Annotated in this window: 5 protein-coding genes; all 5 read right to left on the bottom strand. The window is 67.0% G+C overall.

Features of this window, described 5'->3' with window-relative positions; genetic code table 11:
• Nucleotides 1-6: 6 nt before the first annotated feature.
• The 5 genes from BI347_RS16025 to BI347_RS16010 all read right to left on the bottom strand — a co-directional run bounded on the left by BI347_RS16025 (nt 7) and on the right by BI347_RS16010 (nt 12,984).
• Nucleotides 7-945 (bottom strand): DnaJ C-terminal domain-containing protein, encoded by a 939-nt coding sequence (locus BI347_RS16025; protein ID WP_071116464.1) that lies wholly within the window; start codon nt 943-945, stop codon nt 7-9.
• 106 nt (nt 946-1,051) lie between these two features.
• Nucleotides 1,052-1,198 (bottom strand): lmo0937 family membrane protein, encoded by a 147-nt coding sequence (locus BI347_RS23670; RefSeq protein ID WP_139167020.1) that lies wholly within the window; start codon nt 1,196-1,198, stop codon nt 1,052-1,054.
• A gap of 189 nt (nt 1,199-1,387) precedes the next feature.
• Nucleotides 1,388-2,221, bottom strand: coding sequence for a BON domain-containing protein (locus tag BI347_RS16020; RefSeq protein ID WP_071113390.1), 834 nt, complete (start codon nt 2,219-2,221; stop codon nt 1,388-1,390).
• 198 nt (nt 2,222-2,419) lie between these two features.
• Nucleotides 2,420-2,644: a hypothetical protein gene (locus tag BI347_RS16015; RefSeq protein ID WP_139167019.1), complete on the bottom strand. Its 225-nt coding sequence runs from the start codon at nt 2,642-2,644 to the stop codon at nt 2,420-2,422.
• Nucleotides 2,645-2,880: 236 nt separating this feature from the next.
• A complete protein-coding gene (locus tag BI347_RS16010) occupies nt 2,881-12,984 on the bottom strand; it encodes a Tc toxin subunit A-related protein (RefSeq protein WP_071116463.1) in 10,104 nt (3,367 codons plus the stop codon).
• Nucleotides 12,985-12,987 lie beyond the last annotated feature (3 nt).

The raw sequence follows: 12,987 nt of genomic DNA, 5'->3' as shown, positions 1-12,987 counted from the left end.
GATGGCTTATCCTTTCTGCGCGCCGCGCGGATTGAAGTCGAAGGCATCCGCCATCGCCAGATAGGCTGCGCGGTCCCGCTCGTTGGCAACCGGCGGCAAGGAGATTTTCAGCGCCACGTATAAATCGCCAGGCGTCGCCCCAGGAATCCCGCGGCCTTTCATCCGCAACTGCCTGCCCGCCGCCGAGCCCGGCGGAACCTTGAGCTGGACCGGGCCATCGGGCGTCGGCGCCTCCACCGTAGCGCCCAGAGCCGCCTCCCATGGCGCCAATGGCAGCTCCAGAAATACATCCCGGCCGTCAACGCGAAATAGCGGATGAGGCCTGAATTCAATCTCCAGATACAGGTCTCCCGGCTGACCGCCGCCCGCGCCCGGACCGCCCTGTCCCGCCAGACGCAGATGCTGGCCCGCGCGTATGCCCTTGGGAATGGCCACCATCAGCGTGCGCGCCTGTAGAACGACATGCCCTTGAGCATCCTGCATCGGCATGCGCAACGCCACGCTGCGCTCGCAGCCGCGGTAAGCGTCCTCCAGATCGATCAACACCTTGGCGTGGTGATCCTGCCCGGCGCCATGAGCGTGGCTGCGCGCCGCGCCGCGCGTGCGCCTGCCAAACAGGGCCTCGAAAAAATCATCCTGATCGGCGCCGGTCTCCGGACGGAAACCGTCCCCGCTGAATTCAAAGCCGGCATCCCAGCCAGGCGGCGGCTGAAAATCCTGTCCGGCCTTCAACCCGCTGCCCATCAAATCGTAGGCCGCCCGCTTCTCCGGGTCCTTCAACACCGCGTAAGCTTCGCCGAGCTCCTTGAAGCGCGCCTCCGCCTCCGGCACTTTGCTGACATCGGGATGGAATTTGCGCGCCAGCTTGCGATAGGCTCGCTTGACCTCTTCCTGCGGGGCATCGCGCGGGACGCCCAGCGTTTCGTAAAAGTCATGGAACTTCATGGCGGCAGACTCCAGGCATGGCCTTGCTCAAATCGGGCCACCTTGGCCAGCCTCGGCAAGCTTCCATGCAATATGGCCCGTCCCGTCGCGCGCGGCCTTGCCATGGCTACAGCGGCCGCCCCTGGATAAAACGCACCAGTATCGCCACCACAGCCAGCAGCAAAAGGATATGGATCAGTCCGCCCATCGTAAAGGCGGTCAACAAGCCCAACGCCCACAGAACCAGCAGCAACACAATGATGGTTTCAAACATGGCATTCTCCCGGCGGACGTCCCGACAACGGTCGACATCGCAACGGCCAGGACGCGAAGCCCTGGCCGGGTCGGTGCGTAGGAACGCGCGCCATCATCAGGATCGTTCGGCATCGCGCAACGCCAGGACCGGCGCGGCGGCGGCCAGCCGCCCATGTCCGCACAATGCGCGACCAACACGCGCGCCAGGCTATTGCGCCGGCGCGCTGAAGGCCAAGTTGGCCGCTTTGACTGTTTTCACTCCGCGCACGTTCTGCGCCAGTTCGATGGCCAACGCCCGCTCCGCGCCGGTGTCCACCATGCCTCTCAAGGTCACCACCCCGTGCAGCGTGCTGACCGCGATATTGGAGCCGGAAACATTACTGGAATACAGGAAAGTAGACTTGACCTTCGTCGTGATCCAGCTATCGGACAATTCGGCCTTGACCCCCTCCTGCGCGCCATAGGTGGCGGCTACCGGCAGCTTGCCATTGATCTGCAGCTGATTCTCCACCGACACCACGCCGCGCGTGCTCAGGGCCAGACGGCCGGCAAAATTCCTGGACGCCTGGCTGTCAACCGTTCCGCGCAGAACCACATGGCCCCGGTCGGCCTTGACCGTGATCGGCAGCCGTTCCGTGCGCTGGCTCCAGAACAGCTTGGACTTGATGGAGGCGGTGATGGTGCTGTCGTCGATCGCTTCTCCGGCATAGGCCGATGTTTGCGGATCCTGATTGCTCTGGATCACGATATTGTTATCCACCTTGCCCACACCGCTGACGCCAAGCGCGATCTCCTTGGCCAAATCCCGGTTGACATCATCCTCCACGCTGCCGGACAAGGTGGCGGTGCCTTGCGACACGGTCACCTTGAGATTGTTGTAGCGCAGATAGGGATTCAAGGCATAAGTCGTCGCGATCTGGGCCTCTTGCCGCGCGTCGATGACTTCTTGGGAACGGGGATTGGCGATCGCCTCGCCGCATCCGGCGATCAGGGCCAAGGGAATGGCGGCGGTCAAAACAAGATTTCTGGAAGAGAGTTTCATGTGCTTCTCCACGGTGGCGCGACTCAGCCGGATTGACAGCCGGGTCGTGCGCGGGGCCATGATCGTTTAGCATCGGCGAAACGATCAGCCTCCGCCTTGCAGTACCATTGAAATCTGGCGCTTCCGGCCATCGCGCCGCCATGTCCCGGCCAGGCGCGCGGCCTGTCGCGGGGCCGGACATCCGCTCAGACTGCCGACTCAGTCAATTTCCGACTGATCGTCGTTGGAGGCCCCGTAGGCCTTCAAATCATGCTCTATCGGCTCATCGGCCGGATCGCACACCACCGGGTCGAAATAGCGATGCTCCTGAGGATGCGGCGTCGTTTCGCCCTCCGGGGAGGATTGGCCGGAAAAGGGCTTCTTATCCTGTTCGGCCTTTCTGGAAAGGTCGCTGTCGGTATCCTGTTGATTGAGTTGGTCCATGATCATGCTCCGATGAGTCCGGCCTCCCGCGACATTGCAAGACGTCGGTGCCAATACGGTGCCGGAAGCGCCGGGACATGTCGGTGCGCCATCCAACCAAACCGTTTCTTTGGACAGATTTCGCGGCAACGCGTCACCCGGCCAATGAATCATGGCGAGCCGCGACTTCATCGACGGCTCCGGATCGATGAGCAACCGTCAAGAGAACGGGCGCACAAACCGCCACGCTCCGGCTTTCAGTGGCGGTCAGCCGCGCGCTGGCCTGCCTCCTTCCCAATGCCGCCGCAGCACAGGCAATGCGGATCGGCGCATGGCTGCGGATCAGGCTGCCGGCAATGCTCGGCGGGCTGCTGCGCCCGGTAGCGGCACAGCAGGAACATCCGCGCGACCACCGTCTCCCGCACCCGGAAGCGCAGCCGCAACGGCTGCCCGTCAGCCTCGCCCAGGCAGCGCCGCGGCAACGCCTGCAGACCGTGGTACAGGCAGGGCCACTCGGCGCTGGCGAAGCAGCGGATGTCGCGGCACGCCGTCTCGTCGCCGTCGCAAGCCGGCCGCAACCAGGCGGCCTGCACGCAGTACTCCCCCCGCGGATCGCAGCCGCGGGTCTCGAACAGCAGCGCAAACTCGCCGATGACGATGTCCGGCCCGCCAGGCAGATACGGGAACTGGCGCCGCTGCAGCTCGATGTCCAGATCCCTCCCTTCCTTCCCGCATCCATCCTGCTGGAAGCGCGCCCAGGCCGAAGGAAACTCGTGGCGGATTTCCAGCAGGCTCCAGCCGTCGCCCGGCAGGTGCCGCCTGGCGCAGCGTTGCGCCTCGCAATGCAGCGCCTCGCCGCCTTCGCGCGCGGTGTAGTTCAAATGCAGGATCAGGTCGCTGAGGGTATTGAAGTCGAACAGATTGTTCTCCGGCGGCAGCTCCAGCCGCCAACGGCTGACCGCGCCGTGGAACTCGAACGGCAGATAGCGTTCGTCGCGGAAGTTCAGCTCGAACAACCCGCTGTCGTTCTGGCCGCCGGAAGTGGCTATCGCCTCGCGCGCTGCATACTGGCGCAACAGCCGCGGATCGTCGCAGCAGCAGGCCTCGTAGTCGCAGCCGTCGTGGACGTCGCCGCAGCAATGGTGCGCCGGCGGCCGGGCGCTGGGATCGACGCGGGTGACGCTGCTCAGCAGAGTGAGTCGGCAATGCACACCGGTGTACGGTCCGGCGACGCAGGGCAAAGTCAGGCTGATGTTGCGGATGCGGCGCATATACATGCCAGGATAGTCGGCGTCGAACATCCATTCGGGCAGTTCGATCTCGCAATGGCCGGTGGCGCGCAATCGCAGGTAGGCCAGCGGGAAATGCAGCCGCAGCGAAAAATGCTTGGTCAACTCGTATTCGCGCAGGTTCTCGTCGCGATAGGTCTTCTCCATCCGCGCCAGCGCCAGATCCAGCCGATCTCCCGCCAACAGCCCTTCCCGCAGCGAGTCCCAGCCCTCGGTGGGAATGAAACGGCGCCAGTCGTCGCCGCGCTCCAGGTGAAAAGCGCGCTGCGCCTGATGCGCCGCCTGCAGCGCCAGCTCGTAGGCCTGCCAGTACAGGCCGGTGGTTTCTTTCTGCAGGTAGAGGTACAGCGCGTCGGAACTGAACTTGTCGCGCAGGAAGTCCAGCGCCTCCCGGCCCTGTTCGATCTGCCGCTGCTGGACATTCAGCTCGCGCAACGCCTGGTCGCGCCGCCGCTGCGCGCCCAGGATCTGGCGTTCGATCTGCTGGATTTCTATCGGCAGCACCTGAGTCTGGTGCAGCCATTCGTCGGCGCGCCGCTCCCAGCCGGCATTGGTCAGGTCCAGACCGGCGGTGGCGCTTTCGATGTCAGCCACCACATTGATGATGCGGGCGATGGACTCGAACATCCCCGCCAGTTTGGTGCCCACCGGCAGCTGCACGTAGTCGGAAGTGCCGACGAACACGTCGGGAATCAGCTTGATCGCCTCCCCTATCGCCTCGATGGTGTTGCCGGCCGCGCGGGTGACCATCGCGCTGCTGGTCAGGTCCTGGTATTGCAGCTCGTCGGGGATCAGGCCATTATTCAGCAGATTGGTGTAATACAGCAGATTGGCCTGGCTGGCGGACTTGGTCTTCTGCAGCGCCTCGATCTGCCAGTCGGCGTCGCGCCACTGGTCTTGCCGCACGCTCAGCGTCAACTCCGACAGCTCGTTCTCGAAGCGGGCGTGCAGCGCGGCCAGATATTCGGCATCGCCCTTTTCGTAGGCCGACAAGAGCGCGCCGCCCAGCTCGCGCGCCTTGGCGGCGAACTGCTGCGCCTTGCCCAGCAGAAACTCGAAACGGTAAGGGCTGAAGATCTGGCAGTTGCCCCAGGGCTCCGGGCACGGCGTCAGCGCCGGACAGCAACCATCGCCGAGGCCGGGCTCGCCAAAGTACCTCACGTCGCGATCCTCCCTGCCATTGCGCAAGCGGCGGCTGTTTTCGCAGCGATGGATTCGCGCCCGCCGGTCCGCCACCCTGTCGTACAACGCCAGCAATCTGGGATTGAGCGGCGGGAAATCCGCCGCGAAATCGCCCACCGTCATGCCATCGGCCAACGCCGCCTTCTCCGCTGTCGGCGGCAATGGCCCGAGTATGCCGGCGGCGGTGTCCATCAGCAGCCGCGCCTGCTGGAAGGCCTCAGGCGTGGCCTTGCGCAGCAGCGCATCCGCCCACTGCAGCAGCGTATCCAGCAACTGCAGCAGGATGGAGCGATTGCGTGCCACCGTGTCGTTGATGCCGGCGCTGTTGCAGCATCCCTGGCCGTTGTCCGTCGCCCCGACATGGACGCTGTCGTCGGCTTCGTCGAGCGGCTCCGCGGTCTGCTTGCAACGCATCCAGGTGTTATCCCGATGCAACGGATCGAAAGCCAGCTGCAGCCATTTTACCGCCGACTCGAACCGGCAATGCTCGCGCAGCACGCAGGCCACCGCCAGCGCCGGCGCGTACAGGCTGCCGGGAAACAGCGGCGCGCCACGGTCCGCGTACAAGAAGAACGGATACGCCGGCAGCCCGCCCGGATAGGCGATGCCGCTGGATGCGGCCGCGGCGACCAGCGGCAGAACCGCCGCGCTGTCGCTGGCAAGATCGTAGCGGAAGCCGGGGGCGCTGGGATCGTTGTAGCCGGGAGGCGGCGGCAGCGCGCCGCTGACCGAGAAGGTCAGCGAGTCGTCATGGCGGCCCAGGAACACAAAATCGGCGCCGGCCGCATCGCTCACCGGCACGCCTTGCCCGGAGCGCCGCGGCGGCAGGAACTGGCCGTTGTGCAAACGGGTCCAGGCCAGCGCCACCACCGGCGCCGCCGGCCAGGCCAAGAGCTGCGGCAGCTGCGCCGGGCTTTGCCACAAGGTGGCCTCCTGCTGCGCCGCGGCGTACAGATCATCCTGAAAGCCATACTGGAAGTTGTGCGGCTCCACGTCCGCCCCGGCTGTCGGCGCGGGCTCGTTGAATGTCTCCGCCGGCTCCAGCCAGAAATAGTATTCGTCGCTCAGCGGCGGATGCGTCTCGCCGCAGCACCGGCAGCAGCCGTCGGCCGGCGCGTCCGCTTGCGGCGCGAAAGCGTGGCCGGCCATCGGCTCGCCGCCGGCCGCTATCCGGTAGAAACGCCGGCCCATCTTCACTGCGGCCTCCAGCCAGAATGGCAAGGCGGGACCCGCCGCCTGGCTGGCCGCCACCGCCAGCGCAGCGTTGCCCGCCACCGCGGCCACGCCAGCGGGGTTGCGGGTATCGCCGCCCTGGCCGGGCGGGGCGCCAGCCAAAGGCGCAAGCCAGGAAAGCCGGCCATCGCGGTCCGGCAAACCCTGCAGCCCCAGTCCTTGGCGCGGCGGAAACCGGTGCAGCCCGGAGGGCTCGCGCCTCTGCAAAACCGTCAGCCCATCATGACTGGGCGGGGCCTGATCCGGCCACCACTCCAGCCCGCCGGGAACCGCGACGGACAGCGTGCTGCGGCGCAGTTCGCTGCTCAGCAAGCGATAGGCCTCCACCTCGCCGGCCCTCGCCTGCTCCGACCATTCCATCCAGTTTTCCCGATATATCCTGCGCTCCTTGCAGCGCCGCCAGGTCTGGAAGCTGGTAAACTGCCGGTCCCACAAGCGGGCGAACTCGCCGCTCACCGGCCAGCCCGCCTCCAGCCCCAGCCGGGCGCGGCGGATGAAGTTCTGCGCGGCGCTGATGGCCTCTTCGATACGGCTGGCGCTTTCGCAGACGCCGCTGTCCACATCCAGCAGCAGCAAGGCCGACAGATCGTCCGGCGCGGTGGCGAAGCCGCTCCATGGCAGCGGCACGCGGTTATTGTTGACCAGATAGGACAGCAGCGCGGCGCGGGCGCGCTCGCGCAGGCAATCGTTGAGCCGGCGCAGCGCCAGATAGCGCTGCGGCTTGCCGTTGGCGAACTCGCCGCGCTGCGCGAAGCCCGCCAGATTGGCATTGCCGCTGTCGGTCTGGCCGGCCAGCGCGCTGCCCGGATCGTTGCAAGCCCATAGGCAGGGCCGCGCCGCGCCGGGGTCTTGCGCGGCGAAGTCATGCAGCAGTTCGCGCATCCAGCCGTCGGCATGCCATACCCGCACCGCCCAGCGGTCGTCCTGCAAATCGGCGCTGTCTATGCTGTAGACCGCGCCCGCGCTCTGGTCGAAACGCCGCAGCATCGCCTCCGCATAGTCCAGATCGACGCCGATGTGGCGGGTGAGATAGGCCGGATCCGCCGGCTGCTGCTGCTGCGCATCGTGGAACAGCAGCCACGCCGGCCGCGCGCGCGCGGCGCGGGTGGCGTCGCGCATCCGCGCGTAGTCGAATATCCGCTCCCACCAGTCGAACAGCGCCTGCACCCGCTGCGGCGAAGGCGCCACCCGGTCGTCCACACTGGCCGCCGGCGGCAGGTAGTTGTCCAACAAGGGCAGAAAGTTGAAGTCGAAGCCGGCCTCATGGCTGGCATAGCCGCCAGCGGACAGGTAATAGGACCGACCGGCGAAATTGGCTGGATTGGCCAGCATGAAACCCAGTTCGGACTGCCCGTCGTCGCTGGCAGGCTCGGCCGACAGCCCAAAGCGGCTGGCGAACAGCATGGCCTTGAACGCGCGCTGATAGGTGCGGCGGATGTCGCGCAGCGAGCTGCTGTAACGCGCGTCCAGATATCTGCCCAGCGCGCTGTCCTCCGGCAGCCGGATGCCGTGGCTGAGCGGCGCGGTCTTCTGCTGCTGATACAGCCGGCACAGCGGCAAGGCGACCCAACAATCGCAGCTGTCCGGCCCGCGGTACTTGAGCTGGAAGCCGGTGTGGAACGGTTCGGCCGCGCAGCCGCAATCGTCCAGCTCCGGCGCCGGCTGGATGAATTCTATGCTCAGCTGGTAAGCGCCGCGCTGCAGGCCCAGCTCGGACCGGGCATGCTCCTGCTGGTCTTCACACTGGTGGTTCAACACCTGCCAGCTGCGCTGGCCGCGCTGCAGGGTGACGCGCCAACGGCAAGCCTCGGCCCGCTCGAAATCCGGCGCTTCGCCTTCAGCGGTGGGCGCGCCGGCCAAGAAGCGGTAATCGCCGGCCTCCTCGATCAGCAGTACGCCGCTCCAGCGCACTGTGAACCCCTGCACTCCGCCCAACAGGCTGCCGCTGCCGTCCGCCAGCGCAAAACCGTTGCGTAGCGTCAGCTGCTGCAGCTGACGCGTCGACAGAGTGGCGTCCAGCGCCGGAATCAACAGCGGCTGCGGGCTGTTGCGGCGGTTGCGCGCCGCGTCGAACGCGCTCAGCGGCCCGCGCAGCTCGCGCCATATCGCCGCGTCGCCGCCGCTGGCGTACTCGCCCAGCAGGCCGGTGCCGGCCAGGCCCAGCAGCGCGGCAAAGCCGCAACCGTTGGGCCTGGGTTTCCAGGCGACCGGCGGCTCGGCGCCGGCATCGCTCTCCCAGGGCGCCAGGCCAGCGTTCTCATCGCCGTACAGATTGCGGATCACCATCCACGCCGCCTCGGGGCAAGCATGCTCGATGCCGGCCGCACAACCGACATGGCGCGCCAGATGCTCGGCGATGCAGCGGCAACGGACATGCGCCAGGGCGAACTGGCGCTGGAAGAATACCCAGCGCTCGGCCTCGTCGGCGGTTTCAATCAGCGCGCGCTCGGCGGCGGCGTAGTCGTCGAACAAAAAAGCGAACGGCGCCAGCGCCAGCCGCGGCAGGAAATAGACGTTCTCCACCGCCTGCCGCTCCTGAGGCGTGGCCAGCGGGCTCAGGCTGGCCAGCTTGGCGATGACCGCCTCGTCGCGCAGCGGCAGCTGCGCCCACAGCTCGTGCGTAGCGGCATCGTACTGGAACGGCCCGTCCAGCGGCGTGTTCCACATCAGGGGATTGGTGCTGGCCAGCGCGGCGCGGAACTGTCGCTGCCCGGCTGCCGCGCCCAGCATATCCGGGAAGAAATGCTGGCCCAGCGCCAGCCACGGATCGACCCCGGCCAGCGGCTGATAAGCGAAATCCTCGCGCAAGCTGGCGCTCATGCGGCTCCAGCTCCAATGCGCGGCGGCGTCCGCAGCCGCCTCCGCTGCCAGCAAGGCGCGCCGCAGCCGCCATAGCGATGCCTCCGCCTCGTCGTCCGGCAAGCCAAACGGCTGATCCAGCGCTTCGTTGGCGGTCTGCAGCGGAAAAGCTTCGCCGCCATCCAGTTGGCTGTCGGCAGTGAATAGATACAGCAGCTCGCCGACCTCGAACGACGAGGCGTACAACTTGCCCAGCACCTCGGCAAACCGCAGCGTGGCGGCGGGACGGGCGTGCCACTCCAGGCCGGCGCCGGCGGGATCGAAGCCGGCCAGCCGCGACAACGGGTCCAGATTGCGCGCCAGCAGCTTGATGAACTGCGGCGGCCGCTCGCCGCAGGCGTGATGGCGCCTCGCCGCCGGACCCACGCCATGCAGCAGCTGCCGCACGGCCCAGTCCCACTTGCGCGCGCCGGGTCCCGACCACAGCGCCAGGATGTGCAGCCGGTCGGCGCCGCTGCCGGCTCCGTCGTCGCCGCGGTCGCGCAGCTCGACGTGGAAGGCCTCGTGCAACAGCAGGATGGCGGCCAACTGGCGTACAAAGTCCGCCCAACTGGCGATCGGCGACAGTACCGCGTAGATGTCGGCCAGGTCATTCATGCTCAGGCGGGTAGTGCCGCAGCACTGCAATTTGCGCCATAACCGGATGAACACGCCCAGCAAGCCCAGCCCGGCCTGGGCGGCGGCGGCGCTGCCGAAAACCAGCGCGTACTGGTTGGGATAGCAGGGTTCGCACTCGGGCAGCTTGCCGTCCTTGCTCGCGCTGAAACTGAACGGCGCCACCCCGCATTGCTGCAGCTCCACCAACTGGCACCAACTCAGGCCGGTTCGGGACAGGAACGCCCCCGGCTGCGACAACGCGCGCGTCCACGGCACCTTGTTGCTGGTCGCGGCGCTGAAGCCATACCATCGCCAGCCATCGCTGCCGCGGTCCTCGCCCTGCCCGCCGGGCAGATCGCCCGGCGCCAGGCACAGATATTCCAGGGCCAGATCCAGGCTCAGCGGGTAGCGCCACAAGTGCGCCTGGAACACGGGCGGTGCCAGCGCGCTGTCGTGGACAAACTCGGTGATGTCGCGACAGAAGCGGCGCATGGCGGCAAAGCGCGAGGTGCCCAGGTGGCGCAGGTAGGAGCGGTTGACGTCCAACGGCTGCGAGTACGGCAGGTCCGGCGCGGAAAAGTCGTTCGCCAGCGCGGCATAGGCCGCCGGTGCCGCGACCGGCGTCGCCGGACTGGAGTACGCGGGCAACGCTGCGTAAAGGGTGGCCGGGTCATGGCAGGCCGGATCGCCCTCGGCGTGAGCAGGCGGGCAGCACTGGGTTGCGCACAGCGGATAGTCGTCCAGCTGGTCGCCGGCGGTGTTGTACACCACGCCCTGCGACTGGGCCGGAACGGTGGCGACCAGGCTCTCCAGGTTTTCATTGACGATGTCGATCAAGGGCAAGGGGATATCCAGATTGGCGCAACTGGCCAATAATTGCGCCAACGGCCCGCGCCGGCCGGCCAGCGCGTCGGCCAGGGTGGTCTGGCCCTTGGCCGGCGCAGCTTGAGGATTGGCGCAAGTCGCGCTGGGCGACAATTGCAGCAGTTCGTGCAGATATGCGATCCGGCCCAGCGGCGAACGGCAAGGCGCCGGCAGGCAATTGACCAGATTGCCGGGATTGACCGGCGCAAACGGCCCCGGCCCCGGCGGCGGGTTGGCATTGCCGCCGACATTGCTGAAAATGGCCGCCGCATAGTCATAGGCCACGCTGCCGATCAGCGAGGTTTCGAATTCGGCCGGCGACAGCGGCAGGATGTCGGCCGCGGCGGTGAGGCCGCGGGCATACAGGGCCTCCATCACGGAAAACCCCAGTCCGGGGTCGAGTCCCAGCGGCTTGACCAGCGCCGCCAGCGCGTCCAGCGCGGTCAAGGCCTGCAGCAGCCAGGCCTGGGCATCGTCATCATCCCGCAGCAGTTGCCCTATCGCCGCCGCCATCAATACGGGATCAAAACCGTTGCCAAGAACGATGGGGCCGGACGGATAGGCAGACAGCGCCTGGCCTATCCAGTCGGTGTATGGCGCGGCCAGCAGCGGCGGCGCGGCCGGATTGGCCGCGGCGTAGCTGGTAGGCTGCGCCGGCGGCGCGGCGGAGAAAAACTGCTGGATATAGATGATGAAGGCCGCCAGCCGGGCTTCGGCGCTGCCTCCGCCGGTAAACGGCGGCAACCACTGGTTGCCGGGCCAGCCGGGACTGGAGATGAAGAAAGTCCGCCAATCGGTGCTTTGCGCCTCGGCCAGCTGCGCCACGGTAGCGGGCAGCGCGCCGCCGGCCGGGGTGATTCTCAACCCCGCCAGCACCAGTTGCGTCAATGACTGCACACCCCCTGGCGGCACATAGCCTTGCGTCAACGCCGCCAACACGAAATCCAGATATTCAACCGGATGGCTGACGGCCTCGCCGCCGGCAGGGCTGGCCGTGATCCAGAACTCGTTGATCGGATGGGCGGCGGCGTCCGGCCAGTCCAGGCCGTAGGCCAGCCAGTCGTCAAGCACGGTGGCGATATCCGCGTCCACCGGGCACCGCGGCCGCGAGTTGCTGCCCTCCACGCCCAACGCGTTCAGACGGCGCGCCGCCTGAGCCGGATTGATCTGCGCCCCGGTGCCGTTGATTTGCTCGTGATCGGTGACAGTACCGTCGCTCACCGCCTGGGCCAGTTGCGACAACAGCCGCGCCGCCTGCTCGCCGGTCGCCATCGTAAAGCGCTGCGGAACGCTGACCTGCGGCGGCATATTGGCGGACAAGGCATAGAAATACGCCGCCGGCACGCCGAAACTCACCGGTAAGACGCCGCCCGCGGGGTTGAGCAGCAGCACTTCGGTGGAGCCCAGCGGTCCGCCGCTGCTGACGCCGGCATCCACCGGCAGCTCGAACAGCGCCTGGCTGGCCTGCAACGACAGCTGCTGGCAGGCGAACGCCGCCGCCGCCGCGTAGACGAAAGTGGTCAACAACTGGGCGTTGGCGTCCTTGGGCGCGTAATACGACGATAGCGCCCCCTGGAATTGCAATAGTTTCTGTTCTTCAGGATCGGTCAGCAGACCGGAATCGGGGGGATTGGTGTACAGGTTTTCCAGGACATCCGGCGGGCCGGGCAAGGGGCCGGGCGCACTCCAGGCGATTTCATGGGCGATATGGCCGCATTGCTCCGGCGTCAGGCTGGCCAACGCCGGCATGGCTCCGCCGGGATCCATGCCCAGCACTGCGGCGATGGCGCCGACCAGGGTGTCGAAGACTGGCGGCGAGCCATCGGCAGGCAGGCCGATCGCGATGCCATTGCTGGAAACCGCTGGCAGCGTGAGATAGCAGCTGGTGACGGCCAAACCCTGAAACTGGTCCGGCGTCGGCGTGCCGGCATCCATCTGCACATTGTAGAACGCCTCGCTCACCGGCAGACCGATGCCGCCGCGCGTCATCACGACGCGCAGGTTTTCCAGCGCCGTGGATGCGCTCACCGGGATCACCGCGGTGGCGACCGCGGCTGCGGCGTACACCGGACCGATTTCGACTTCAATATGCTGGACGATGCCGGTGGCCGGGTTGTAGGTCGGCGGCGCCGCATATTCCGGCGGCGCCGGCAGCGGCGCGATCGGGCTGGAAGTCGGCGCGATGAAACGCGCCGCCGGCCCCGCCGACACGCCCTGTGGAACGCTGCCGAAGGTCAGATCGAATGCCTGGATCTGCAAACCGTCGAGATACGTGGCGAAAGTGCCGGCGTCAACGGGCGCGGCGGGTGTCAGGCGAATGACGATGAGTGCAGACATGGC

The sequence above is a fragment of the Chromobacterium sphagni genome (assembly GCF_001855575.1).
GTDB classification, from domain to species: Bacteria; Pseudomonadota; Gammaproteobacteria; order Burkholderiales; family Chromobacteriaceae; genus Chromobacterium; species Chromobacterium sphagni.
The sequence above is the reverse complement of the archived record's forward strand: the minus strand, read 5'-3'. Positions and strand labels throughout refer to the sequence as shown.